This is a genomic window from Pseudomonas capeferrum, assembly GCF_013523055.1.
GTDB lineage: Bacteria > Pseudomonadota > Gammaproteobacteria > Pseudomonadales > Pseudomonadaceae > Aquipseudomonas > Aquipseudomonas capeferrum_A.
Genome location: NZ_JAAMQM010000005.1, coordinates 107,204 through 130,546, shown reverse-complemented (window position 1 = coordinate 130,546; position 23,343 = coordinate 107,204). Strand labels below are relative to the sequence as shown.

The window sequence follows — 23,343 nt, the reverse complement described above, 5'->3', positions numbered from 1 at the left end:
GCACCGAGCCCGAGCTCCGGCACCAGCTCCTGTGGGAGCGGGCTTGCTCGCGAATACTTCAGCCCGAACAATGCTGTTGCCTGATCGGACGCATTCGCGGGCAAGCCCGCTCCCACAGGGACGGCGTTCATGCCGGGGTGATCAGAAATCCTTGCATAGGCGCAAGGCGTCGTAGATCGCCGCATGAGTGTTGCGCTGGGCCACGCAGTCGCCGATGCGGAACAGCAGATAGCCATCGTCCGCCTCGCTCAGGCATGGCTGCGGCTTGATCGCGAACAGCGCCTCGACATCGATCTGGCCCTTGTTGCGCGAGCCTTCCTTGAGCGCGTAGTACAGCGCCTCGTCGGGCCGCACGCCGTTCTCGATCACCACCTGGTCGACCACGCGTTCTTCCTTGGCGCCGGTGTATTCGTTCTCGAGCACCGCCACCAGCTTGTCCCCCTCGCGGTAGACCTTCTCCAGCATCAGGTCACCGGTCATGATCACTTCCTTGGGATACATGCTGCGGTAGTAGGTCGGGAACGAGGTACCACCGATGGCCACGCCCGGCTTGATGTCGTCGGTGACGATCTCGACCTGGCTGCCCTTGTCGGCGATGTAGTCTGCCACCGACATACCGGTGAACTCGCAGATGGTGTCGTAGACCAGCACGTTCTTGCCTGGCGCGACCTTGCCGTCCAGCATGTCCCAACTGCTGACCACCAGCCCTTCGGCGGCGCCCCAGTGCTCGTTCTGCTCGACGAAGGGGTGTCCGCCCACGGCAAGCACGATTACATCGGGGCGCAGGTCCTGGATAGTCGGCACATCCGCGGCGGTGCCCAGGCGCAAATCGACTTTCAGGCGAGCCAGCTCCAGCTGATACCAGCGGGTAATGCCGGCGATCTGATCACGCTGCGGCGCCTTGGCGGCGATGGTGATCTGCCCGCCGATCTGCTCCTTCTTCTCAAACAGGGTCACGTCGTGGCCGCGCTCGGCGGCAACGCGCGCCGCTTCCATCCCGGCGGGGCCGGCACCGACCACCACCACCTTGCGCTTGACCCCGGTGGTCTTCTCGATGATGTGCGGCACTCCCATGTACTCACGGGACGTCGCGGCGTTCTGGATGCACAGCACATCCAGTCCCTGGTACTGCCGGTCGATGCAATAGTTGGCACCGACGCACTGCTTGATCTGGTCGATCTGGCCCATCTTGATCTTTGCGATCAGGTGCGGATCGGCGATATGGGCACGGGTCATGCCGACCATGTCCACGTAACCGCCCTCGAGGATGCGCTGGGCCTGGTTCGGGTCCTTGATGTTCTGGGCGTGCAGCACCGGGACCTTGACCACTTCCTTGATGCCCGCCGCCAGGTGCAGGAACGGTTCCGGCGGGTAGCTCATGTTCGGGATGACGTTGGCCAGGGTGTTGTGGGTGTCGCACCCCGAGCCGATCACGCCGAAGAAGTCGAGCATGCCGGTAGCGTCGTAGTACTGGGCGATCTCCTTCATGTCTTCATGGCTGAGACCGTCCGGGTGGAACTCGTCGCCACAGATGCGCATGCCCACGCAGAAGTCGTCACCGACTTCGGCGCGCACGGCCTTGAGCACTTCCAGGCCGAACTTCATGCGCCCTTCGAAGGTGCCGCCCCATTCGTCGGTACGCTTGTTGACCCGTGGGCTCCAGAACTGGTCGATCATGTGCTGGTGCACGGCGGACAGCTCGACGCCATCGAGCCCGCCTTCCTTGGCTCGGCGCGCTGCTTGCGCGTAGTTGCCGATGACCCGCCAGATCTCTTCGACCTCGATGGTCTTGCAGGTCGCGCGATGCACGGGTTCACGGATGCCCGACGGCGACATCAGGGTCGGCCAGTTGAAGCCGTCCCAGCGCGAACGCCGACCCATGTGGGTAATCTGGATCATGATCTTGGCGCCATGCTTGTGCATGGCGTCGGCCAGGTTCTGGAAGTGCGGGATGATCCGGTCGGTCGACAGGTTCACCGACGCCCACCACTCTTGCGGGCTGTCGATGGCCACCACGGACGAGCCCCCGCAGATCGCCAGGCCGATGCCGCCCTTGGCCTTCTCTTCGTAGTACTTCACGTAGCGCTCGGTGGTCATGCCACCGTCGGTGGCGTAGACCTCGGCGTGCGCCGTGCTGAGCACGCGGTTGCGGACGGTCAGCTTGCCGATCTGGATCGGCTGGAACATTGCTTCGAATGCCATGACGGAACCTCCGGCTTACAGCGGCTTGACGATGAACAGGCCGTCGTCGTGACCTTCTTCCGAACCACCATGGACCTGCTCGGCTTTGGTCCGGATCGAACTGCCACGGGCTGCCAGGATCTGGTCCATGGCACCGGCGAACCAGCCGGTGAACATGTAGTCGACCTTGCGACCGACCTTGCCGTACACGTACACGAATGCCGAGTGCTCGAGCCTGACGCTGGCGGTGCCTTTGTCGAGGTCGATGTCCTGGATCTTGAACAGCCCCCAACCGCGCTGGGACAGGCGCTTCATGTAGTGCTCGAACACCGCCACGCCTTCCAGGCCATGGCACTCGGCTTCCTTCTCGCACCAGTGCCAGGCGGACTTGTAGCCGGCCTTGTAGAGGATCTCGGCGTAGGCTTCGGCGCCCAGCACCTCCTCGATGCCCATGTGGTTGTTGACGAAGAAATGGCGCGGCACATACAGCATCGGCAGGGCGTCGCTGGTCCAGATACCGGTCTCGCTGTCGACTTCGATAGGTAATTGCGGAGCGATCTTGGCCATGGAAACTGAACTCCAGAAATATTTTTGTTAAGTGACCCCGGTGCCGATGGACCAGGGCTGGACAGGCTTGGAGAGCGGCTTACTCGCCCCACACATCCTTGAGCACGTTCACCCAGTTCTCGCCCATGATCTTGCGCACCACACGCTCGGAGTGGCCGCGCTTGAGCAGTGTCTCGGTGAGGTTGGGGAATTCGCCCACGGTACGAATACCCAGCGGGTTGATGATCTTGCCGAAGTTGGTCAGGCGGCGGGCGTAGCCCTTGTCGTGGGTCAGGTATTCGAAGAACTCCTGGCCGTGACCCTGGGTGAAATCGGTACCGATCCCGATCGCATCCTCGCCGACGATGTTCATGGTGTACTCGATGGCCTCGGCGTAGTCGTCGATGGTCGAATCGATGCCCTTGGCCAGGAACGGCGCGAACATGGTCACGCCGACGAAACCGCCGTGGTCGGCGATGAACTTCAACTCTTCGTCGGATTTGTTGCGCGGGTGGTCCTTCAGGCCCAGGGGCAGGCAATGGGAATAGCAGACCGGCTTCTTCGATTCGAGGATGACTTCCTCGGACGTCTTGGAACCGACGTGGGACAGGTCGCACATGATGCCGACGCGGTTCATTTCGGCGACGATCTCGCGGCCGAACCCGGACAGCCCGCCGTCACGCTCGTAACAGCCGGTGCCCACCAGGTTCTGGGTGTTGTAGCACATCTGCACGATGCCCACGCCCAACTGCTTGAAGATCTCCACGTAGGCGATCTGGTCCTCGAACGCATGGGCGTTCTGGAAGCCGAAGAGGATGCCGGTCTTGCCCAGCTCCTTGGCCTTGCGGATGTCGGCGGTGGTGCGCACCGGCATGACCAGGTCGCTGTTCTCGCGGATCAGCTTCTGGCTGGCGGCAATATTGTCGACGGTCGCCTTGAAGCCTTCCCAGACCGACACCGTGCAGTTGGCTGCGGTGAGGCCGCCCTTGCGCATGTCCTCGAACAGCTCGCGGTTCCATTTGGCAATGATCAGACCGTCGATGACGATGCTGTCGGCGTGTAGTTCGGCTGGGCTCATCAGGCGTGTCCCCTTTATCGACTTGGGCCGCGCCGAATCTTGTGTCGGCGCTTTGGGGCCAGCATATGCCTGAGCGGCCGACGAGCCGGATGCAAAAACGACAGGCGAATCTCCGAAAGCGTCAAAGGGCCAATCCGTTGCGATAGCAGGCATCTTCGGGATGCGAGTCACTCTCGCTGGCGCGTGGAGTTATCCATGCGCGACACGCCTGCGCGCCGTTGATGACATTTTTTTCAGGTGGCTACCGCTTGGTGTGTCCCTGAGCGAGAATCGCCCCGCGATATCAGCACCCACTCCCGGAGATCACCGATGAAATCAATGGCATGGCTGGTTCTGCTGGCACTGGCCTCCGGCGCGCAGGCAGGCGAAGAAGAAAGCACCCCGTGCGACAACGTCGAGACCGATTCGCAGGCCTACGCCTGTGCCGCGTTCAACCGACAGGTCGCCGAGCGCGAGCTGAAGATTGCGTATGATGAGCTGGTGCAACGCATCACCGACCAGTATGCCGATGACCCAGACCAGGCTTCCGGGCTCACGGCACGGCTGCAAACCGCCGAGCAGCTCTGGACACAGTTGCGCGAGGCCGACTGCAAGGTCGAGACGTATGCCCAAGGCACCGGCGGCAAGGCCTACGAAGCGGCCTGGAATACCTGCCTGGCCCAGCGCAGCGATGACCGCTCCGAATACCTGCAATCGCTCGGTCAGCAATGACACCCGCCCACTGAACGCGAGGTTCCATGAATATTTGCGGTATCGAGATCAAAGGCAGCGAGCTGATGCTCGCAGTAGTCACCCTTGAAGAAGGCCTGCCCCGCCACGTCCTGCCGGCGATCAAGAAGCTCGGCCTGGAGGACGACGAGGACGCAGGCCAGGTCAAGGCCTTCGCCCGCCAGATCCAGGCGTTGGTGCGCGAACACCACATCGACAAGGTGGCGATCAAGAAGCGCGGCAAGAAGGGTGAGTTCGCCGGTGGCCCGGTGACCTTCAAGCTCGAGGGCATCCTGCAGCTGCTCGAAGGCTGCGAGGTGCAACTGCTTTCACCGCAAACCCTCGGCGCGCAGGTGCGCAAGCACGCCATCGAGCCGCCCGCGTCACTGCACAAGTATCAGCACGAGGCCTACAAGAGCGCCTGCGCGCTACTGTTCAAAGGCCGTTGAAACGCTCGTTGGCACCCGCCGGTCTTGCCGCGGGCAACGCTCGAAGCGCGCTCGGTAGCAGCGGGTGAAGTAGGACGCCGACTCGAAACCGCAGGCCAGGCTCACATCCAGCACGCTCATGTCGGTCTGACGCAGCAGCTGGCGCGCCTTGTCCAGGCGCAGGCGCAGGTAGAAGCCGCTCGGGGTGTCGCGCAGATAAAGGCGAAACAATCGCTCCAGCTGCCGCCGCGTGACCTGCACGCTGTCGGCCAGCACCTGCGTATTGAGCAACTGCTCGGTATTGCCTTCCATCTCGCCGATCACCCGCGCCAGCTTCTTGTTGCTGATGTTGTAGCGCGCGGCGATCTGCATCCGCTGATGATCCTGGCGCGGACGGATACGGCCGAGCACGAACTGTTCGGAGACCTGCACCGCCAGCTCGCTGCCGTGCGCCTGGGCGATCAGGTCGAGCATCAGGTCGATCGACGCCGTGCCGCCCGCGCAGGTGATTCGCCGCCGGTCGATCTCGAACAGCTCCTGGGTCACTTCCAGGCGGGGATAGCTTTCCTTGAAGGCCTCCAGCGCCTCCCAGTGCACGGTCGCCCGGTGGCCGTCGAGGAGCCCAGCCTCTGCCAGCACCACGGCACCGGTGTCGATGCCGCCGAGTATCACGCCGTCATGGTCGAGACGGCGCAGGCTCTGTTGCAAGGCCGAGGTGAAAGCGGCCAGGGGCTCGAAACCGGCCACTACCAGCAGCATGCGCCCTCTTTCCACCGCGCCCAACGCTGCATCGGCGTTCACCGACATGCCATTGCTGGCCTGCACCGGCCCGCCATCGAGGCTCAGCACGCGCCAGCGGTACAGGCTGGCATGAAAGCGGTTGGCCACCCGCAGCGGCTCGAGCGCCGAAATGAAACCCATCGCGGAAAAGCCGGGCAGCAGAAGAAAGTGGATCGCGTCGGACATCGCCTGGGCATCCTCGAAGAGACTGGTCGCTTGAGTGCTAGTCTGGGTCGCCAGCGTGCGATTTTCCACTGCGTCGGCCGCGTATCTTAGGCAGCACGGTCCGCAGAGGCCGCTCACCATAACAAGAACGTACTGCCGTTGGAGGAGCCACCATGCACAGCTTGATCCGCCGCAGCGTGCTGACGCTAGTCATCAGCGCCACCCTCAGTACTCCCCTGCTCGCCGCCGAGCCCGCGGTCTGCAAGAACGTTCGTCTCGGCGTGGTCAACTGGACCGACGTGATCGCTACTAGCGCCATGGCCCAGCTGCTGTTCGACGGCCTGGGTTACCAGACCAAGCAGACCAGCGCCTCGCAGCAGATCATCTTCGCCGGCATTCGCGACCAGCGCCTGGACATGTTCCTGGGCTACTGGAACCCGATCATGACCAAGACCATCACGCCGTTCGTCGATGCCAAACAGGTCAAGGTGCTCGACAAGCCGAGCCTCGAAGACGCGCGGGCAACCCTGGCGGTGCCCAGATACCTGGCCGACAAGGGTCTGAAAAGCTTCGCTGACATCCACAAGTTCGAGAAGGAGCTGGGCGGCAAGATCTACGCCATCGAGCCAGGCTCGGGCGCCAACACGCAGATCAAGGCGATGATCGCCAAGAACCAGTTCGGCCTGGGCAAGTTCCAGCTGGTCGAATCCAGCGAAGCCGGCATGCTCGCCGCGGTCGACCGGGCCGTGCGGCGCAAGCAAGCGGTGGTGTTCTTCGGCTGGGCGCCGCACCCGATGAACGTCAACATCGACATGGTCTACCTGGGTGACAGCCAGGACGCTCTCGGCCCCGAAGAAGGGCGCGCCACGGTGTGGACGGTGACCGCCCCGGACTATGCCGAACGCTGCCCCAATGCTCACCGCCTGCTGGCCAACCTGAACTTCAACGCCGAGGACGAGAGCCGCATGATGCAGCCGCTGCTCGACCACAAGGACCCACTCGACTCCGCTCGCCAGTGGCTCGAGGACCATCCGGAGGACAAGGCGCGCTGGCTCGAAGGGGTAACCACCTTCGACGGCAAGCCGGCTGCCGACAACCTCAAGCTCACCGCCAACTGACCGTCCCGGCTATGAAATAGACACTCGCCCAGGGTTCGTTACCGGACCCTGTGGGAGCGGGCTTGCCCGCGAAGCGAACACCGCCGATCTCCCAGACATGTTTCCAAGGATGTGTGCCATGAACCACGACGTCATCATCACCTGCGCCCTGACCGGCGCCGGCGATACTGCCAGCAAGAGCCACCTGGTACCCGTGACCCCACGACAGATCGCCGCCGCCGCCGTCGAGGCGGCCAAGGCTGGCGCCACCGTGGTCCACTGCCACGTCCGCGACCCGCAGTCCGGCCGCTTCAGCCGCGACGTCAGCCTCTATCGAGAAGTCATGGAGCGCATCCGCGAGGCCGACATCGACATCATCGTCAACCTCACCGCAGGCATGGGCGGAGACCTGGAAATCGGCGCAGGCGAGACGCCGATGGAATTCGGCCCCGGCACCGACCTGATCGGTCCGCTGGAGCGCCTGGCCCATGTCGAAGCCTTGCTGCCAGAAATCTGCACCCTCGATTGCGGCACCCTCAATTTTGGCGATGGCAACAGTATCTATGTGTCTACCCCCAGCCAGCTGCGCGCCGGCGCAAGGCGCATCACCGAGCTTGGCGTAAAGGCAGAGCTTGAGATCTTCGACACCGGCCACCTGTGGTTCGCCAAGCAGATGATCAAGGAAGGCCTGCTGCACGACCCGCTGTTCCAGCTGTGCCTGGGTATCCCCTGGGGCGCGCCGGCCGACACCGCCACCATGAAGGCCATGGTCGACAACCTCCCCCTCGACGCAACCTGGGCCGGCTTCGGCATCGGCCGCATGCAAATGCCCATGGCGGCACAGGCGGTGTTGCTCGGCGGCAACGTGCGGGTCGGCCTGGAAGACAACCTCTATCTGGACAAGGGCGTCCTGGCCAGCAACGGCCAGTTGGTCGAGCGCGCGGTGGAGATCGTCAGCCGCCTCGGTGCCCGCGTCCTCACCCCGGCCGAGGGTCGCGAAAAAATGAACCTCAAGCGCCGCTGAAACCTTCAGGAGCTCGACATGCCCTTCATCACCAAGATCAAGACCTTCGCCGCGCTTGGCAGTGGCGTCATCGGCAGCGGCTGGGTCGCCCGCGCCCTCGCCCATGGCCTGGATGTGATCGCCTGGGACCCGGCGCCCGGCGCCGAGCAGGCCCTGCGCACTCGTGTCGCCAACGCTTGGTCAGCCCTGGAGAAACAGGGCCTGGCGCCCGGTGCGACGCAGGATCGACTGCGCTTCGTGGACACTGTCGAAGCCTGCGTGCGCGAGGCCGACTTCATCCAGGAAAGCGCCCCGGAACGCCTGGACCTCAAGCTGGATCTGCACGCGAGGATCAGCGCCGCGGCAAGGCCCGACGCCATCATCGCCAGCAGTACGTCGGGCCTGCTGCCCAGCGAGTTCTACGAGTCCGCCACTCACCCTGAACGCTGCGTGGTGGGCCATCCCTTCAACCCTGTCTACCTGTTGCCGCTGGTGGAAATCGTCGGCGGCAAGCGCACCGCGCCCGAAGCCATCGAGGCGGCGAAAGTCATCTATGCCGCCCTCGGCATGCGCCCCTTGCATGTCCGCAAGGAAGTCCCCGGCTTCATCGCCGACCGCCTGCTCGAAGCGCTCTGGCGCGAGGCGCTGCACCTGATCAATGACGGCGTGGCCACCACCGGCGAGATCGATGACGCGATCCGCTTCGGTGCCGGCCTGCGCTGGTCGTTCATGGGCACCTTCCTGACCTACACCCTGGCCGGTGGCGATGCCGGCATGCGTCACTTCATGCAGCAGTTCGGTCCGGCCCTGCAATTGCCCTGGACCTACCTGCCAGCGCCGCAGCTCACCGACCGGCTGATCGACGAAGTGGTCGAAGGGACTCGCGAACAGCAGGGCGAACGCAGCATCGCCGCGCTGGAGCGCTACCGTGATGACACGCTGCTGGCGGTCATGGCCGCGGTGAAGGACAGCAAAGCCCGCCACGGCATGTCCTTTGGCGATTGAGGTGATAGCGATGCCGGCACTGATGACCTACCGCGCGTCGATCCAGGAAGACTGGGTCGACTACAACGGGCATTTGCGCGATGCGTTCTACCTGCTGATCTTCAGCTACGCCACCGATGCGCTGATGGAGCGCATCGGCCTGGACGCCGACACCCGTGGCCAGAGTGGCACCTCGCTATTTACCCTGGAGGCGCACATCAACTACCTGCATGAGGTGAAGCTCGGCACGGAGGTGTGGGTGCAGACGCAGATCCTGGGCTTCGATCGCAAGCGGCTGCACCTGTACCACAGCCTCCACCGGACGGGGTTCGAAGAGCCCCTGGCGGCCAGTGAACAGATGCTGCTGCACGTGGATCTGGCAGGACCGAGGTCGACGCCGTTCAGTGCGCCGAGCATCCAGCGCTTGCGGGAGTTGAAGGAGCAACAGCAAGACCTGCCGCCCGCCGCTTGTATCGGGCGGGTGATAGGGCTGCCAGTGGCCTGAAGCAGGCCGACACTGCACTGCACTGCACCGCCTCGCTCCAGCCTTCTCCTGAGAGACTGGAGCGAGGTGGCACTGCACGCTCTAGCCTTTCAGACCGCCCTCTTCTCGCTCGACTCGCATCCTTCCTACTTCCACATCCGCGAGGATCGCCTTGGCAAGGCCGCTCAGGTAATAGGCGGCCCAGATCATGTGGCCATCTTCATCGACAACGCCGGCGAGCTTGTGTATGCACCCCATCAGGGTCGAAGCCTGTTCCAGCGCATAGTCAAATGGACACCTGGGTTGATGCGGAACAGCTCCATCGGCGGGTCCAGGGTCCTGATGAAACCCGTTATGCCGACCGTCTTGGCTCTCTGGGCCTTTGGAGCTTCGTTCATGCCATCACTCTTGACGCTCAGAGGCCTGCAGCTTGGCAAGGGCATGCTCGATCAGCGCCTTGGCCGTTTCGGCCGAACGCAGTACATCGGCCAGCATGCTCGGTCTCGGCTCGTTGGCATGGCGATAGCCGTCAGTGGTCTCGAAGATATCGCTTAGCAGCTCGCTGGCGTAGGCCAGGGAGTCCGAAGGCGTCAGGCTGCAGTGGATAGTGAGATACGGGGCGCGGATGATCTTGCGGGGGGGTGGTGGCGCGCGGAGGATCGGAGACGATCTTTTCATGGCGAAACTCCTAGGTCGAACAGGAGCTGTCCCCATTCCCTCTCACAGGATTGGGTGGCAGCCATACGCGGGGTGAGAGACCGGAGACCTAGGAACCCGGCCAGACCGAAGTCTGCCCGCGCACGGCTGCCATGACAAAGCTGCCATCAGGTCTAGAAGCGGGCTCTCACACCCGATCGCCGACATGACGACCCCAGGAAACTAGACTGATGAACCTTTCCTACAACACGGAAAGGTCTGCAGAGCGCGTGGGATACTTCCCAAAGTCTAGAACTCTGAAATTTTTCGAGGCCGTCAGGCCGCTATGGATGATGAAGTACCGGGTGCTACTGAACTTGCGAAGGATGAAACCCGCTCCCACTCCGCAGGAGATTCTATGGCGCATGCGAAGCTCTCTTACAGGGTCCATGCACACCTGAGAAACTGGGTATAACACCGATGTTCTGGCTTACACGGCATCCGGCAGGAGCTGGCTTGCCGGGACGCCGGACCGCCTGCGATCGAGCCCTTTGGGCTCGCCTGGTAATAAAGAACTCTCACCTGGCACGGTAGTGATGGTTATATCGAGCGCAGCCAATCTGCGTATCCACAACCACCGAGGTGGTAGAAGCTACAGCATTGCCAGGCGAGCCCTTTGGGCTCGATCGCAGGCGGTCCGGCGTCCCGGCAAGCCAGCTCCTACAAAGGACCAGGTCGCGCCACAGGCATCGAGTAAATGCCGGGCGCGCAAAATCAGGCACTCGGCCCGCCAGCCATCTATAACGTCATTCCTTCCTCGCGTCAGGGGTGTAGAATCGGCCTATTCATCGCCAGACATCCCCCGGCGGGTTTATGAGCTCTGGCCGAGCATGCGGCGATCCCGCGGTGTTTCGGCCTCATCCGTGCCAGCGGCAACCGGCCTTCGGCACAAAGGACAAGAGAAGCTCACTCCCCTTTTTGTGACCTGATTCAGCCGCCAGGAGTGCTTCATGCCTGATTACCGTTCCAAGACTTCCACCCATGGCCGCAACATGGCCGGCGCCCGTGCCCTGTGGCGTGCCACCGGGATGAAGGATGACGACTTCAAGAAGCCGATCATCGCCATCGCCAACTCGTTCACCCAGTTCGTACCCGGCCATGTGCACCTGAAGGACCTGGGCCAGCTGGTCGCCCGCGAGATCGAACGCGCCGGTGGCGTGGCCAAGGAATTCAACACCATCGCGGTCGATGACGGCATCGCCATGGGCCACGACGGCATGCTCTATTCGCTGCCGAGCCGCGAGATCATCGCCGATGCCGTGGAGTACATGGTCAACGCCCATTGCGCCGATGCCATCGTCTGCATCTCCAACTGCGACAAGATCACCCCCGGCATGCTGATGGCCGCGTTGCGCCTGAACATCCCGGTGATCTTCGTCTCCGGCGGCCCGATGGAAGCCGGCAAGACCAAGCTGGCCAGCCATGGCCTGGACCTGGTCGACGCCATGGTCATCGCCGCCGACTCCAGCGCGTCCGACGAGAAGGTCGCCGAATACGAGCGCAGCGCCTGCCCTACCTGCGGCTCCTGCTCCGGCATGTTCACGGCCAACTCGATGAACTGCCTGACCGAAGCCCTGGGCCTGGCACTGCCGGGCAACGGTTCGACCCTGGCCACCCACAGCGACCGCGAACAGCTGTTCCTGCAGGCCGGCCGCACCATCGTCGAGCTGTGCAAGCGCTACTACGGCGACAACGACACCAGCGTGCTGCCGCGCAGCATCGCCAACTTCAAGGCGTTCGAGAACGCCATGATGCTCGACATCGCCATGGGCGGCTCGACCAACACCATCCTGCACCTGCTGGCCGCCGCTCAGGAAGGCGAGATCGAGTTCGACCTGCGCGACATCGATCGCCTGTCGCGCAAGGTGCCGCAGCTGTGCAAGGTCGCGCCGAACATCCAGAAGTACCACATGGAAGACGTGCACCGCGCCGGTGGCATCTTCAGCATCCTCGGCTCGCTGGCCCGCGGCGGCCTGCTGCATACCGACCTGCCGACCGTGCACAGCCCGAGCATGGAGGAAGCGATCGCCAAGTGGGACATCACCCAGACCGACGACCCTGCCGTGCACGAGTTCTTCAAGGCAGGCCCGGCGGGTATCCCGACCCAGACCGCGTTCAGCCAGTCGACCCGCTGGGACACCCTGGACGACGACCGCGCCAACGGCTGCATCCGCAGCTTCGAGCATGCCTATTCGCAGGAAGGTGGCCTGGCCGTGCTGTACGGCAACATCGCCATGGACGGTTGCGTGGTGAAGACCGCCGGCGTCGACGAGTCGATCCATGTGTTCGAAGGCAACGCGAAGATCTTCGAAAGCCAGGACAGCGCCGTACGCGGCATCCTTGCCGACGAGGTCAAGGCCGGTGACATCGTGATCATTCGCTACGAGGGCCCGAAAGGTGGCCCGGGCATGCAGGAAATGCTCTACCCGACTTCGTACCTGAAGTCCAAGGGCCTGGGCAAGGCCTGCGCGCTGTTGACCGATGGCCGTTTCTCCGGCGGCACTTCGGGCCTGTCGATCGGCCACGCCTCGCCCGAGGCGGCCGCCGGCGGCGCGATCGGCCTGGTGCGCGATGGCGACAAGGTCCTGATCGACATTCCCAATCGTTCGATCAACCTGCTGGTCAGCGACGAGGAGCTGTCGCATCGCCGTATCGAGCAGGACAAGAAAGGCTGGAAACCGGTCGAGGCACGTCCTCGCAAGGTCACCACTGCCCTCAAGGCCTACGCCCTGCTGGCGACCAGTGCCGACAAGGGTGCGGTGCGCAACAAGGCCATGCTCGAGGGTCTGTAGGACCGTTCTGAAACACCGAACCGGCGCCTTGTGCGCCGGTTTTTTGTGCGCGGCTTCACAGCTCTGGCAGGACGTCCGTCTCACACTGCAGGTTGGAATTCCTACAGTGAGTAGACCCGATGAACAGGCTCACCAAGCTTTTTACAACTGCTACGGTTTGCAATTTCCTCGCGGTGCCGTCAATTCAAGCCGAGAATAGGCTGCGCTTCCAAGGCATGATCATCGATATCTGCACCACGGCCTGGCAGGCCGATCGAGGCAGGCTGGAAATCAGCGATTGTCCTGGATCGACGGGTAATAGCCTCGATGCACAAGCAAGGATCCCTCGCCTGACTATTGAATCCGCCGGTTCAAGTCTTGCCGCACCCAACTTGAAAGCCATGCATGCGCAAGCCGAGCGCAACCCGTCCTGGTCTTACAAAATAGTCGACGTCCAAGGCCATGAGATCGAAGCGGGTGTTTACGTCATCACGATCCATACACCTTGAAAGCCGGGCGGGCAAAGCTGATCGGGCCGCCTGGCTAAGCCAACCGTTCAATGCCAGTCAGTTGAGGAAAATATTCGATCTTTACATGCCAAAGCTTATTGGGTGGCGCTCGAAATTTTTGGATGCTGATACCTCATCGCGGGACAAGCCCGCTCGCCACCGAGGCGCGGTACATTCCCAGTGGCGAGCGGGCTTGTCCCGCGATGAGGCCATCAGCATCAAAGAATATTTTGAAAGCCGAAAGAAAAAGCTTCAGCACGTGAAGATCAATTTTCCTCCTTGACTGACTGGCATTGGGCCAACCGCTGCGTTTGCGCCTCGCAGGCGTCCAGAGTCATCTAGCCAAATTCCATTTGGTTCTAGGTCCGTGGGTTTTCACCCTGTTAGCATTTCGCTCCAGATCGCGTGAAAGCGATGCCCTGTTCGCTTTATCTTGGAGCTTGAATGAACCTGCCGTTGTCACTCAACCTGCTGGCGTTCCTGGCCTTGTTGCTAGGCCTGGCGCAGACTCGCCATACCGACTGGAGCCTGGCGAAGAAAGTCTTGCTGGGCCTGGTCCTCGGCGTGCTGTTCGGCGCCGCGCTGCACGCCATCCATGGCGCTGGCAGCGCAACGCTGAAAGCGACCATCAGCTGGCTCGACCTGGTCGGCAATGGCTATGTCCAACTCCTGCAGATGATCGTCATCCCGTTGGTCTTCGCTTCGATTCTCGCCGCGGTGGCGCGGCTGCACAACGCCTCCTCGCTCGGTCGTATCAGCGTACTGAGCATCGGCACCTTGCTGCTGACCACCGCCATCGCCGCGCTGATCGGCATTGCCCTGACCAACCTGTTCGGGCTTACCGCCCAAGGGCTGGTCGCGGGAGCTCAGGAAACCGCCCGTCTGCAGGCGATCCACAGCGACTACGCCGGCAAGGTCGCCGATCTCAACATTCCGCAACTGCTGTTATCGTTCCTCCCCAGCAACCCCGTGGGCGACCTGGCGCGGGCCAAGCCGACGTCGATCATCAGCGTGGTGATCTTCGCAGTATTCCTGGGGCTTGCCGCCTTGCAACTGATCAAGGATGACGTCGAAAAGGGCCAACGTGCCCTGTCGGCCATCGATGTCCTGCAGGCCTGGGTGATGCGTCTGGTGCGCCTGGTGATGAAGCTCACTCCCTACGGCGTACTGGCCTTGATGGCCAAGGTCGTGGCCAGTTCCAACCTCGAGGACATCCTCAAACTGGGCAGCTTCGTGATGGTTTCCTACCTCGGCCTGGCGCTGATGTTCATGGTCCACGGAGCCATCCTCGCAGCCACTGGCGTCAGCCCGCTGCGTTTCTTTCGCAAGGTCTGGCCGGTGCTGACCTTCGCCTTCACCAGCCGCTCCAGCGCAGCCAGCATCCCGCTGAATATCGAGGCCCAGACGCAACGCTTGGGCATACCCCAGTCGATCGCCAGTTTCTCTGCCTCCTTCGGTACGACTATCGGCCAGAACGGTTGCGCCGGTCTCTATCCAGCCATGCTTGCCGTGATGGTGGCGCCAGCGGTAGGCATCGATACATTCGATCCTCTCTGGATCGCGACCCTGGTCGCCATCGTCACCCTGAGCTCGGCGGGCGTCGCGGGTGTCGGCGGCGGCGCGACCTTCGCGGCGCTGATCGTGCTGCCCGCCATGGGCCTGCCGGTGGAACTGGTCGCGTTGCTCATCTCGGTGGAGCCGCTGATCGACATGGGGCGTACGGCCTTGAACGTGAGCGGGTCGATGACCGCCGGGGTAGTGACCAGCCAGTTGCTCAAGCAGACTGACCATGAGGTGCTGCAAGCCGATAGACATGCCCAGTTGAGCCAGTCCTGAAGGACTTCGATCGTCTCGCGGGGCGCCGCAATGGCGCTCCTGCTACCGCATAGAGCGCTTCAGCGCTTGTCCCAGACCTCGAAGCGGTGCGCGGGCTTGCCATCCTCGGCTGCCTGCGGCTGGCACGAAGTGCGTTGCCACCGGGCCTGATCGAACTCGGGAAACCAAGCGTCTCCCTCTGGCTCGAGTTCGACTCGGGTCAGGTACATGCGGCTGACCAGGCCGCGTTCAAGGGCTTGACCATAAAGCTGCGCGCCGCCGATCAGCATGAGCTCATCGACACCCTGCTCTTTTGCCCACTGCTGCGCACGCAGTAGGGCCGCTTCGAGCGAGTCGAAGACCTCCGCACCTTCCAGTTGCAAGCCCTCCTGGCGACTGACCACCAGGTTCAGCCGTCCCGGTAGCGGCCGACCCAGCGAGTCCCAGGTCTTGCGGCCCATGATGATCGGCTTGCCCAGGGTTGTCGCCTTGAAGTATTTGAAATCCCCCGGCAGGTGCCAGGGCATGCTGTTGTCGATGCCGATCACGCGGTTCTCGGCGAGGGCCGCGATCAGGCTTAAGGGAAGTGATGTCGTCATGCCCGCGAGGATAGCAAAGGCCGCGGTGCGGTGCCTGGGTTATGCTGTGGGCTGACTTGTTCGACGGAAGCCCCTGTGACTGGACTGACTCAACTCGACAAGCGCTGGCTCACCGAAGCGGTGCGTCTGCGCGAGGAACATGCCGGCCCGCTGGAAGATCAGGAAGCCAACCGCCGTGCCCGCCAGCAAGGAGGCGATCTGGCTGACCGGATCGAGTCGCGAGCGCTGTGGCTGGCCGAGCGCGATGGCATGAGCGCCGCGCTCAGGCATTGGAAGCAAGGCGCGCGCCTGGCATTGCTGGCGCTTGCCGTCATGGCACTGTTCAGTGGCGCCGGCCTGGCCTTTGCGGCGCTCGGCGACGGACAACGCCCGGTCAATGTGTTCTGGGCACTGGGCAGCCTGCTGGGCTTGAACCTTCTGCTCCTGCTTGGCTGGGCGGCAGGCCTGGTTCTCGTCAATGAAAACGGCACCGGGCTCGGCCGTTTGTGGCTGTGGTTGAGCGAGCGCTTCGCCCGCGATGCCAAGGCCGCGCACCTGGCGCCCGCCCTGCTCGTACTCTTGCAACGTCAGCGGCTCGATCGCTGGCTACTGGGTCTGCTGGTCCATGCGCTCTGGCTGCTGGCGCTCTCCACCGCGCTGGTCATGCTGCTGGCGCTGCTGGCCACGCGGCGCTACGGCTTTGTCTGGGAAACGACCCTGCTTGGGGCCGGACCCTTCATCGACCTGACCCAGACCCTGGGCAGCCTGCCCTCGCTGCTGGGTTTCGTCACGCCCGACGAGGCCATGATCCGCGCCAGTGGCGCCTCCGGGCCTGTGCTCGAAACGGCGCGTCAGGCCTGGGCCAGCTGGTTGTTGGGCGTGGTCCTGGTGTATGGCTTGCTACCGCGTCTGTTGCTGGCCTTGCTGTGCCTGGGCCGTTGGCGCCGAGGCCGCCAGCGGCTTGTCCTGGATACGGGCTTGCCGGGCTATAGCCAGTTGCGCGATGTACTGATGCCCAGCAGCGAGCGTATCGGCGTGCAGGATCCCGCCCCGGACGCGCTGCCGTCGGTCATGACCGGACAATCCGGCGACGCGAACCATGGCGCCGTGCTCGTGGGGCTGGAGCTGGACGACCAGCGCCCTTGGCCACCGCAGATTCCCCCGAGCGTGAGCGACGCGGGTGTGCTGGACAGCCGCGAATCGCGCAACAGGCTACTGGAACAGTTAAGCCGGTTCCCTCCCGCGCGCCTGGCCATCGCCTGCGACCCACGTCGTTCGCCAGACCGCGGCAGCCTGGCGCTGCTTGCCGAGCTGGCACGCAACGCCGGCGCCACACGTGTCTGGTTGCTGGGGGCGGTGCCCGGGCAAGCATTGGACGCCGCGCGCCTCGGTGACTGGCGTCACGCCCTCGATCGACTGGGGTTGGTCCACGTCGATGCCGCCCCCGTGGACTGGCTGGAGCATGGCCATGACTGAGCCCCTCAAACTGGCCGTCGTCGGCCATACCAACGTAGGCAAGACGTCGCTGCTGCGCACACTGACTCGCGATGTAGGTTTCGGTGAAGTGTCCCACCGTCCCAGCACTACCCGGCATGTGGAAGGTGCACGCCTGTCGGTCGACGGCGAGCCATTGCTGGAGCTCTATGACACCCCTGGCCTGGAGGATGCCATCGCTCTGCTCGATCATCTGGAGCGTCTCGAGCGGCCGGGTGAGCGACTGGATGGCCCGGCCCGCCTGGAGCGCTTCCTGCAAGGCAGCGAGGCCCGCCAGCGATTCGAGCAGGAAGCCAAGGTGCTGCGTCAGTTGCTGTCCAGCAATGCGGGGCTCTATGTGATCGACGCTCGCGAGCCCGTGCTGGCCAAGTACCGCGATGAACTGGAAGTGCTCGCCGGCTGCGGCAGGCCCTTGCTGCCTGTGCTCAACTTCGTCGCCAGCAGCCAGCATCGCGAGCCCGAGTGGCGTGATGCCCTGGCCCGGCTGGGGTTGCACGCGCTGGTGCGCTTCGACAGCGTCGCACCGCCGCAGGATGGCGAGCGTCGTCTCTATGAAAGCCTGGCCCTGCTGCTGGAAAACGCCCGCCCCGCCCTGCAGCGACTGATCGATGATCAACAGGCGCAGCGTCTGGCGCGCCAGCGCAGCGGCAAGCGTCTGATCGCCGAGTTGCTTCTCGATTGTGCCGCCTGTCGGCGCAGTGTCGAGTCCGAGCCTGTTGCCGAAGCCAAGGCTATCGAAGCCCTGCGCCAGGACGTGCGCCAGCGGGAACAGCGTTGTGTCGAAGCCCTGCTCAAGCTGTACGCCTTCCGCCGCGAGGATGCCCGCCCCGGTGACCTGCCGCTGCTCGACGGACGCTGGGGCGATGACCTGTTCAATCCCGAGACACTCAAACTGATGGGTGTACGACTAGGCAGTGGCGTAGCCGCGGGTGCGGCGGCCGGGGCCGGTGTCGACCTGCTGGTGGGCGGCCTCACCTTGGGCGCGGCCGCCCTCGCTGGGGCTCTGGCTGGCGGCGCATTGCAAACCGCGCGCAATTACGGCTCGCGATTGATGGGCAAGTTCAAGGGCCAGCGCGAACTGACTGTCGACGACGGCGTGCTGCGCCTGCTCGCCTTGCGCCAGCAGCAATTGATGCAGGCTCTGGACAGCCGCGGACATGCCGCGCAAGAGAGCATCCAGTTGCCCGAACCGCAGGATCAGGCCTGGCGCAAGGGCAAGCTGCCCGAGGCATTGAGCAAGGCACGCGCGCATCCGCAGTGGTCATCGCTCAATCCAGGCGCCCGGCTGAACCAGGCGGAGCGGCAGGAGCAGCTGGAGGGGCTTGTGGCGCAGCTTTAGAGGATGCCTGATCTTGAAGCGTTCTTGAGCTCGTGGGGCATCGGGAATGCCCAGCACTTCAGCTTGCCCACTGCCTTTGATCAAGAACATTCATTTTTTAGTGCCATGCTTTTATTCTCTCTCAAGCCTTTTATGAAGCTTATGGCCTGTTCGCGGGTCAAGCCCGCTCACCACAAGGTGTGTGCGCAAGGTGGCGAGCGGGCTTGACCCGCGACAGGCCATAAACTTCACAGGAGATTTCAGCAGCTGAAGAGCCTGGGCATTTGCAATGCTTTTCATTAACTGAGGAGCATCGGATCAAGCCGCAATACCGAACCACTCGATGCTGCGCGTACGGCGCTCGATCCGAGAGCATCAAACCATCCAAACGGCATGTACCTAGCTGCTATTACCTTAAGTAGCGCCTATGGCTGGGCCGCTCGGATACAAGGCGATCGTCTGCTTTTCCAACGTTGAGTGGCAGAAGACCAGTCCTCCTACTTGCGCAGCAACCGCAACCCATTGAAGACGACCAGCAGACTGACCCCCATATCGGCGAAAACCGCCATCCACATGGTCGCCATCCCGGCAAAGGTAATCCCCAGAAAAACCGCCTTGATCACCAGCGCCAGAACGATGTTCTGCGTCAGTATCGCCGCGCTCTGACGCGACAGCCTGATAAAGGCGGGGATTTTCCGCAGGTCGTCGTCCATGAGCGCCACGTCGGCGGTCTCGATGGCAGTGTCACTGCCCGCCGCCGCCATGGCGAAGCCGATCTCCGCGCGCGCCAGGGCCGGTGCGTCGTTGATGCCGTCACCCACCATGCCGACTCGATGCCCCTGGGCATAAAGCCGCTCGATACTGTGCAGCTTGTCCTCCGGCAGCAGGTTGCCCTCGGCCTGATCAATGCCGACCTGGGCGGCGATAGCGTTGGCCGTATGGGGATTGTCGCCTGTCAGCATCAGGGTCTTGATGCCTAGCTCATGCAATTCGGCGATCGCCTGGCGGCTACTGTCCTTGACCGTATCAGCCACGGCAAACAGCGCCAGTGGTCCGGCGCTGCCTAGCAACAGCACGACGGTCTTGCCCTGGCGCTCCAGTGCATCGAGCTCGGCTTCGAGCCGTGGCGAGCAAAGCCCAAGCTCTTCGACGAGGCGATGGTTGCCCAGGTGGTAGGTCTGGCCATCGATCGTGCCACGTACCCCTCGACCTGCGAGGGCCGCGAAGTCGTCGACATCGTTCGGCACCACTCCCTGAGTTGCGGCAAATTGTGCCACCGCACGCGATACCGGATGGTCCGAGCGCTCGGCCAGGCCCGCGGCCAGCCGCTGCGCGCTGTCCTCGAACGTGGGGTCCAGCAGCTTGAAATCCGTCTGGACAGGCTTGCCATGGGTCAGCGTTCCGGTCTTGTCCAAGGCCAGGAAGTCGAGCTTGCGCCCTCCTTCGAGATACACCCCGCCCTTGATCAGGATGCCCTTGCGCGCCGCAGCCGCAAGGCCGCTGACAATGGTTACCGGCGTCGAGATCACCAAGGCGCAAGGGCATGCCACGACCAGCAGCACCAGTGCCCGGTAGATCCAATCGAACCAGGCGCCGGCAAGAAACAGCGGTGGAATGATCGCAATGGCCAGTGACGCGGCAAAGACGGCCGGCGTATAGATGCGCGAGAACCGGTCCACGAAACGCTGGGTCGGCGCCCGCACGCCCTGAGCCTCCTCGACCGCCTTGATGATACGCGCCAGTGTCGATTGACCGGCCAGCGCCGTTACACGGTACTCGAGTGAGCCCGCCTGGTTGATCGTGCCCGCGAACAGTCGATCTCCAGGGCCTTTCTCGATCGGCAGGCTTTCGCCAGTGATCGGCGCCTGATCGACACTGGACTGCCCGCTCACTACCTCGCCATCCAGCCCGATACGCTCGCCCGGACGTACGCGCACGCTGGCATCGAGGGCGACCTCGCGGACCTCGACCTCCCGCCATTGGCCATCAGCCTGACGCACTGTCGCCATTTCCGGACTGAGCTGCATCAGTCCACCGATGGCATGACGCGCCCGGTCCAGGGAACGCGCTTCGATGAGCTCCGCCAGGGTGAACAGCACCATGACCATGGCCGCTTCCGGCCATTGGCCGATCAGCACGGCGCCCGTGACGGCGATACTCATCAGCGCATTGATGTTCAGATTACGATTCTTGAGAGCGATCCAGCCTTTCTTGTAGGTGCCAAGGCCACAGCCGACGATGGCGGCAAACGCCAGGCCGGCCACTACCCACTCCGGCGCCAGGGAAGTGAAGTGGATGATTTCGGCGACAACCGCAGCCAGCGCGGACAGCCCCAAGGGCCACCAACGGGTGGCACCGACCGATGGTGCCTGTGCAGAATCGTCGGCCCCCTCGTCGATTGGCTCGGCGTGCATGCCGAGGCTGTCGATGGCCCGTTCGATCTCGGCTGTTTCTTCGAGCGTGTGGCGCACGCCCAGCACCCTATTGATAAGGTTGAACTCAAGCTGCTCGATACCCGCCAGCTTGCCCAGCTTGTCCTGGATCAGGCTCTGCTCGGTCGGGCAATCCATGGCCTGGATACGAAAACGGCTGAGCCTGGCACCGCTGCTCGTCGATTCGCTCGTCCGTACGACGGCAGGGGCTGAAGCGGTGGAGCAACAACTGTGGGCATGTCCGGCATGAGAGTGCTCATGTTCACCGTGGGCATGGTCGTGGGCATGGTCGTGGCTGACAGGCTGGTTCATGGGTTCGTCCTTAAGTGAGCCTGTTGCCAAGTGAACACCCTGTAGCCACTATAGGGTCAAGTCATCCATTCGGAATAGCTCATGAAGATCGGAGAACTTGCGAAGATCACCGACTGCGCCGTGGAGACCATTCGCTACTACGAGCGCGAAGGACTGCTTCCCGAGCCCGCGCGTAGCGAAGGTAATTACCGGCTCTATACCCAGGCTCATGTCGAGCGGCTGACGTTCATTCGCAATTGCCGCACCTTGGACATGACGCTCGAAGAGATCCGCCGCCTGCTGCGTCTACGGGACAGCCCAGAGGCCGAGTGCGAAAGCGTCAATGCCCTGATCGATGAGCATATCGAGCATGTCCAGGCCCGGATCGACGGCCTGCAGGCCTTGCAGGCGCAACTGCTGGAGCTGCGCCAGCATTGTCACGCGCAGGAGCTGCAGTGCTCGATCCTGCAGCATCTGGAAGTGAACGGCGCAGTCACCGTGCCGGAGACGGAGCATTCGCATGTGGGGCGAAGTCACGGGCATTGAGGCGTGGGCGGGACGTAGTGTCGATTCTGAGATGATATCGTCATGGCCGGCCTCTGGCGCCTGTGGTGGCGGCTCGGGGATGGCGTAACGTCGACATGTTCAGGGCTTGGGAACGCCTCCGAGATTGGTTTTCCCGCGTCTAGCGTGGTGATTTTCAGAGTTTCATTGCCAGGCGAGTCCTACGGACTCGATCGCGGGGCAAGCCCGCTCGCCACCGGAAGCACGTCTTTGCATCTCAACTTGTGGCGAGCGGGCTTGCCCCGCGATCGAGGCCGAAAGGGCTCGCCTGGCAATATAATCGCCCAACGCGCCTGAAATTCGCGGCCACACAAAGCTCCGAGGCCCAGCTTTCATAGGGTTGGCAATGAGCTGACGATGATCACTGACATGAAAATGGCTTTGTACCCGGCAATGGGCACGACAGAAAAACCATCGTGCCCCGCCAGCCCCATCACACCGCCATCGGTGCCGTCATCGGTGCGTGGTGCTCATACCCTTCCAGACTGAAATCACTCGGCTCGATCTGCTCCAGCCACTGCGGTTCGTACACCCCCGTCTTGGCGAAATCCGGCACTCGATCACTGATGACCAGCTTCGGCGCGGGCAACGGCTCGCGCTTGAGCTGCTCGTTGAGCATGTCCAGGTGATTCTCGTACACATGCGCATCGCCAATGAAATAGGTAAACCAGCGCGGCGTGTAGCCCGTCAATCGGGCGAACAGCGACAGCAGCGCGGCACCTTCGGTCAGGTTGAAGGGCGTGCCCAGCCCCAGATCATTCGAGCGAATGTACAAGGTCAGGGACAGTTCGCGAGTCTGTGCATTGGGATGGAACTGGTACAGCAAATGGCACGGCGGCAGCGCCATTTCATCCAGCTGGGCGCAGTTCCAGCCGTGGAACAGGATGCGACGGCTGCCCGGATCATTGACGATGGTGTCCAGGCACTGACGCACTTGGTCGATGGCCTTGTACAGGACAACGAAAGGCTCGCCACCCTCTTCATCCTCGGCAATCCTGCGGAAACCTTGCTGCTCGGCCACCGCAATGGCGGCGGGATTGGACAACGGAATGCGCTTGTAACCCGGCCACTGGCGCCACTGCACGCCGTAGATCTCGCCGAGGTCGTCATGCCCTTGGCGGAACGGGTTGGCCAGCCACTGGGTATTTTCGTTGGCGTTCTGGTCCCAGACCTTGCAGCCGAGCTCCCGGAACTCACCGGCATTTCTGACGCCGCGAAGGAAGCCGACCATCTCGCCGATCGCCGACTTGAACGCCAGTTTGCGCGTGGTGATGGCCGGGAAGCCTTTTTGCAGGTCGAAACGCAGCATCGCGCCCGGCAGGCTGATGGTACGGATGCCGGTGCGGTTTTCCTGGAGGGTGCCGTTCTCGATGACGTCGCGGACCAGTTCTAGATACTGTTTCATGGCTTACCTGTAGCGA

The 23,343-nt window shown here is 63.1% G+C and carries 20 protein-coding genes and 1 pseudogene; 12 read left to right on the top strand and 9 right to left on the bottom strand.

Annotated features, from left to right (window positions below; genetic code table 11):
* Positions 1-141: 141 nt before the first annotated feature.
* The 3 genes from dgcA to G7009_RS07545 all read right to left on the bottom strand — a co-directional run bounded on the left by dgcA (position 142) and on the right by G7009_RS07545 (position 3,805).
* The gene (gene dgcA / locus G7009_RS07555) at positions 142-2,202 is read right to left on the bottom strand and encodes a dimethylglycine demethylation protein DgcA (protein ID WP_181129300.1); all 2,061 of its coding nucleotides are present in this window, start codon (positions 2,200-2,202) and stop codon (positions 142-144) included.
* 15 nt (positions 2,203-2,217) lie between these two features.
* Entirely contained in the window at positions 2,218-2,748 is a 531-nt protein-coding gene (locus G7009_RS07550) for a 4-vinyl reductase (RefSeq protein WP_181129298.1), read from the bottom strand.
* Positions 2,749-2,827: 79 nt separating this feature from the next.
* Positions 2,828-3,805, bottom strand: coding sequence for a dipeptidase (locus tag G7009_RS07545; RefSeq protein WP_181129297.1), 978 nt, complete (start codon positions 3,803-3,805; stop codon positions 2,828-2,830).
* Positions 3,806-4,114: 309 nt separating this feature from the next.
* Between G7009_RS07545 and G7009_RS07540 the strand changes: the two genes are divergently transcribed.
* Positions 4,115-4,516 (top strand): lysozyme inhibitor LprI family protein, encoded by a 402-nt coding sequence (locus G7009_RS07540; protein WP_181129295.1) that lies wholly within the window; start codon positions 4,115-4,117, stop codon positions 4,514-4,516.
* Positions 4,517-4,542: 26 nt separating this feature from the next.
* The gene (locus tag G7009_RS07535) at positions 4,543-4,962 is read left to right on the top strand and encodes a DUF3010 family protein (protein WP_181129294.1); all 420 of its coding nucleotides are present in this window, start codon (positions 4,543-4,545) and stop codon (positions 4,960-4,962) included.
* On the opposite strand, the gene G7009_RS07530 is transcribed toward G7009_RS07535, so the two are convergent.
* Entirely contained in the window at positions 4,942-5,907 is a 966-nt protein-coding gene (locus G7009_RS07530) for a GlxA family transcriptional regulator (protein WP_181129292.1), read from the bottom strand. The genes G7009_RS07535 and G7009_RS07530 overlap by 21 nt on opposite strands.
* 152 nt (positions 5,908-6,059) lie before the next feature.
* On the opposite strand from G7009_RS07530, the gene choX reads away from it, so the two are divergent.
* The 4 genes from choX (at position 6,060) to G7009_RS07510 (ending at position 9,475) form a co-directional block, all read left to right on the top strand.
* On the top strand, positions 6,060-7,004 hold the full coding sequence (gene choX, locus G7009_RS07525) for a choline ABC transporter substrate-binding protein (protein WP_181129290.1): 945 nt from the start codon (positions 6,060-6,062) through the stop codon (positions 7,002-7,004).
* A gap of 118 nt (positions 7,005-7,122) precedes the next feature.
* Complete coding sequence (locus tag G7009_RS07520; protein ID WP_181129288.1) at positions 7,123-8,007, top strand: BKACE family enzyme; 885 nt, start codon at positions 7,123-7,125, stop codon at positions 8,005-8,007.
* An 18-nt stretch (positions 8,008-8,025) separates the two neighbouring features.
* Positions 8,026-8,991, top strand: coding sequence for an L-carnitine dehydrogenase (locus tag G7009_RS07515; RefSeq protein ID WP_181129286.1), 966 nt, complete (start codon positions 8,026-8,028; stop codon positions 8,989-8,991).
* A gap of 10 nt (positions 8,992-9,001) precedes the next feature.
* Complete coding sequence (locus G7009_RS07510) at positions 9,002-9,475, top strand: thioesterase family protein (protein WP_181129284.1); 474 nt, start codon at positions 9,002-9,004, stop codon at positions 9,473-9,475.
* An 81-nt stretch (positions 9,476-9,556) separates the two neighbouring features.
* Here the strand turns inward: G7009_RS07510 and G7009_RS07505 are convergent.
* Positions 9,557-9,745 (bottom strand): annotated as a pseudogene (locus G7009_RS07505) (DUF3077 domain-containing protein); the annotation flags it as partial.
* A 111-nt stretch (positions 9,746-9,856) separates the two neighbouring features.
* Positions 9,857-10,132 carry a hypothetical protein gene (locus G7009_RS07500; RefSeq protein WP_181129282.1) on the bottom strand — a complete coding sequence of 92 codons (276 nt, stop codon included), beginning with the start codon at positions 10,130-10,132 and terminating at the stop codon, positions 9,857-9,859.
* A 968-nt stretch (positions 10,133-11,100) separates the two neighbouring features.
* On the opposite strand from G7009_RS07500, the gene ilvD reads away from it, so the two are divergent.
* The 3 genes from ilvD to G7009_RS07485 all read left to right on the top strand — a co-directional run bounded on the left by ilvD (position 11,101) and on the right by G7009_RS07485 (position 15,266).
* The gene (gene ilvD, locus G7009_RS07495) at positions 11,101-12,942 is read left to right on the top strand and encodes a dihydroxy-acid dehydratase (protein ID WP_181129281.1); all 1,842 of its coding nucleotides are present in this window, start codon (positions 11,101-11,103) and stop codon (positions 12,940-12,942) included.
* A 119-nt stretch (positions 12,943-13,061) separates the two neighbouring features.
* Entirely contained in the window at positions 13,062-13,430 is a 369-nt protein-coding gene (locus G7009_RS07490; RefSeq protein WP_181129279.1) for a hypothetical protein, read from the top strand.
* Between the two features lie 444 nt (positions 13,431-13,874).
* Positions 13,875-15,266 carry an L-cystine transporter gene (locus tag G7009_RS07485; RefSeq protein WP_181129278.1) on the top strand — a complete coding sequence of 464 codons (1,392 nt, stop codon included), beginning with the start codon at positions 13,875-13,877 and terminating at the stop codon, positions 15,264-15,266.
* A gap of 59 nt (positions 15,267-15,325) precedes the next feature.
* Here G7009_RS07485 and G7009_RS07480 read toward each other — a convergent pair whose 3' ends face one another.
* Positions 15,326-15,844, bottom strand: a complete 519-nt coding sequence (locus tag G7009_RS07480; RefSeq protein WP_181129277.1) for a dihydrofolate reductase — start codon at positions 15,842-15,844, stop codon at positions 15,326-15,328.
* A gap of 75 nt (positions 15,845-15,919) precedes the next feature.
* On the opposite strand from G7009_RS07480, the gene G7009_RS07475 reads away from it, so the two are divergent.
* Both G7009_RS07475 and G7009_RS07470 read left to right on the top strand, forming a co-directional pair.
* Positions 15,920-17,299, top strand: coding sequence for a DUF2868 domain-containing protein (locus G7009_RS07475; RefSeq protein WP_181129276.1), 1,380 nt, complete (start codon positions 15,920-15,922; stop codon positions 17,297-17,299).
* Positions 17,292-18,656: a GTPase/DUF3482 domain-containing protein gene (locus G7009_RS07470; protein WP_181129275.1), complete on the top strand. Its 1,365-nt coding sequence runs from the start codon at positions 17,292-17,294 to the stop codon at positions 18,654-18,656. Before G7009_RS07475 ends, G7009_RS07470 begins: the two co-directional genes overlap by 8 nt.
* Positions 18,657-19,132: 476 nt before the next feature.
* Here the strand turns inward: G7009_RS07470 and G7009_RS07465 are convergent, their stop codons facing one another.
* Entirely contained in the window at positions 19,133-21,379 is a 2,247-nt protein-coding gene (locus G7009_RS07465; RefSeq protein ID WP_181129274.1) for a heavy metal translocating P-type ATPase, read from the bottom strand.
* An 81-nt stretch (positions 21,380-21,460) separates the two neighbouring features.
* On the opposite strand from G7009_RS07465, the gene cadR reads away from it, so the two are divergent.
* Positions 21,461-21,904 carry a Cd(II)/Pb(II)-responsive transcriptional regulator gene (gene cadR / locus G7009_RS07460; protein ID WP_181129273.1) on the top strand — a complete coding sequence of 148 codons (444 nt, stop codon included), beginning with the start codon at positions 21,461-21,463 and terminating at the stop codon, positions 21,902-21,904.
* Between the two features lie 451 nt (positions 21,905-22,355).
* On the opposite strand, the gene G7009_RS07455 is transcribed toward cadR, so the two are convergent.
* A complete protein-coding gene (locus tag G7009_RS07455; protein WP_181129272.1) occupies positions 22,356-23,327 on the bottom strand; it encodes a thymidylate synthase in 972 nt (323 codons plus the stop codon).
* Between the last annotated feature and the right edge of the window lie 16 nt (positions 23,328-23,343).

Excerpts from the sequence above, each read along its gene's own strand:
- dgcA (WP_181129300.1), bottom strand. The coding sequence starts at position 2,202 with ATGGCATTCGAAGCAATGTTCCAGCCGATCCAGATCGGCAAGCTGACC.
- G7009_RS07550 (WP_181129298.1), bottom strand. The coding sequence starts at position 2,748 with ATGGCCAAGATCGCTCCGCAATTACCTATCGAAGTCGACAGCGAGACC.
- G7009_RS07545 (WP_181129297.1), bottom strand. The coding sequence starts at position 3,805 with ATGAGCCCAGCCGAACTACACGCCGACAGCATCGTCATCGACGGTCTG.
- G7009_RS07540 (WP_181129295.1), top strand. The coding sequence starts at position 4,115 with ATGAAATCAATGGCATGGCTGGTTCTGCTGGCACTGGCCTCCGGCGCG.
- G7009_RS07535 (WP_181129294.1), top strand. The coding sequence starts at position 4,543 with ATGAATATTTGCGGTATCGAGATCAAAGGCAGCGAGCTGATGCTCGCA.
- G7009_RS07530 (WP_181129292.1), bottom strand. The coding sequence starts at position 5,907 with ATGTCCGACGCGATCCACTTTCTTCTGCTGCCCGGCTTTTCCGCGATG.
- choX (WP_181129290.1), top strand. The coding sequence starts at position 6,060 with ATGCACAGCTTGATCCGCCGCAGCGTGCTGACGCTAGTCATCAGCGCC.
- G7009_RS07520 (WP_181129288.1), top strand. The coding sequence starts at position 7,123 with ATGAACCACGACGTCATCATCACCTGCGCCCTGACCGGCGCCGGCGAT.
- G7009_RS07515 (WP_181129286.1), top strand. The coding sequence starts at position 8,026 with ATGCCCTTCATCACCAAGATCAAGACCTTCGCCGCGCTTGGCAGTGGC.
- G7009_RS07510 (WP_181129284.1), top strand. The coding sequence starts at position 9,002 with ATGCCGGCACTGATGACCTACCGCGCGTCGATCCAGGAAGACTGGGTC.
- G7009_RS07500 (WP_181129282.1), bottom strand. The coding sequence starts at position 10,132 with ATGAAAAGATCGTCTCCGATCCTCCGCGCGCCACCACCCCCCCGCAAG.
- ilvD (WP_181129281.1), top strand. The coding sequence starts at position 11,101 with ATGCCTGATTACCGTTCCAAGACTTCCACCCATGGCCGCAACATGGCC.
- G7009_RS07490 (WP_181129279.1), top strand. The coding sequence starts at position 13,062 with ATGAACAGGCTCACCAAGCTTTTTACAACTGCTACGGTTTGCAATTTC.
- G7009_RS07485 (WP_181129278.1), top strand. The coding sequence starts at position 13,875 with ATGAACCTGCCGTTGTCACTCAACCTGCTGGCGTTCCTGGCCTTGTTG.
- G7009_RS07480 (WP_181129277.1), bottom strand. The coding sequence starts at position 15,844 with ATGACGACATCACTTCCCTTAAGCCTGATCGCGGCCCTCGCCGAGAAC.
- G7009_RS07470 (WP_181129275.1), top strand. The coding sequence starts at position 17,292 with ATGACTGAGCCCCTCAAACTGGCCGTCGTCGGCCATACCAACGTAGGC.
- G7009_RS07465 (WP_181129274.1), bottom strand. The coding sequence starts at position 21,379 with ATGAACCAGCCTGTCAGCCACGACCATGCCCACGACCATGCCCACGGT.
- cadR (WP_181129273.1), top strand. The coding sequence starts at position 21,461 with ATGAAGATCGGAGAACTTGCGAAGATCACCGACTGCGCCGTGGAGACC.
- G7009_RS07455 (WP_181129272.1), bottom strand. The coding sequence starts at position 23,327 with ATGAAACAGTATCTAGAACTGGTCCGCGACGTCATCGAGAACGGCACC.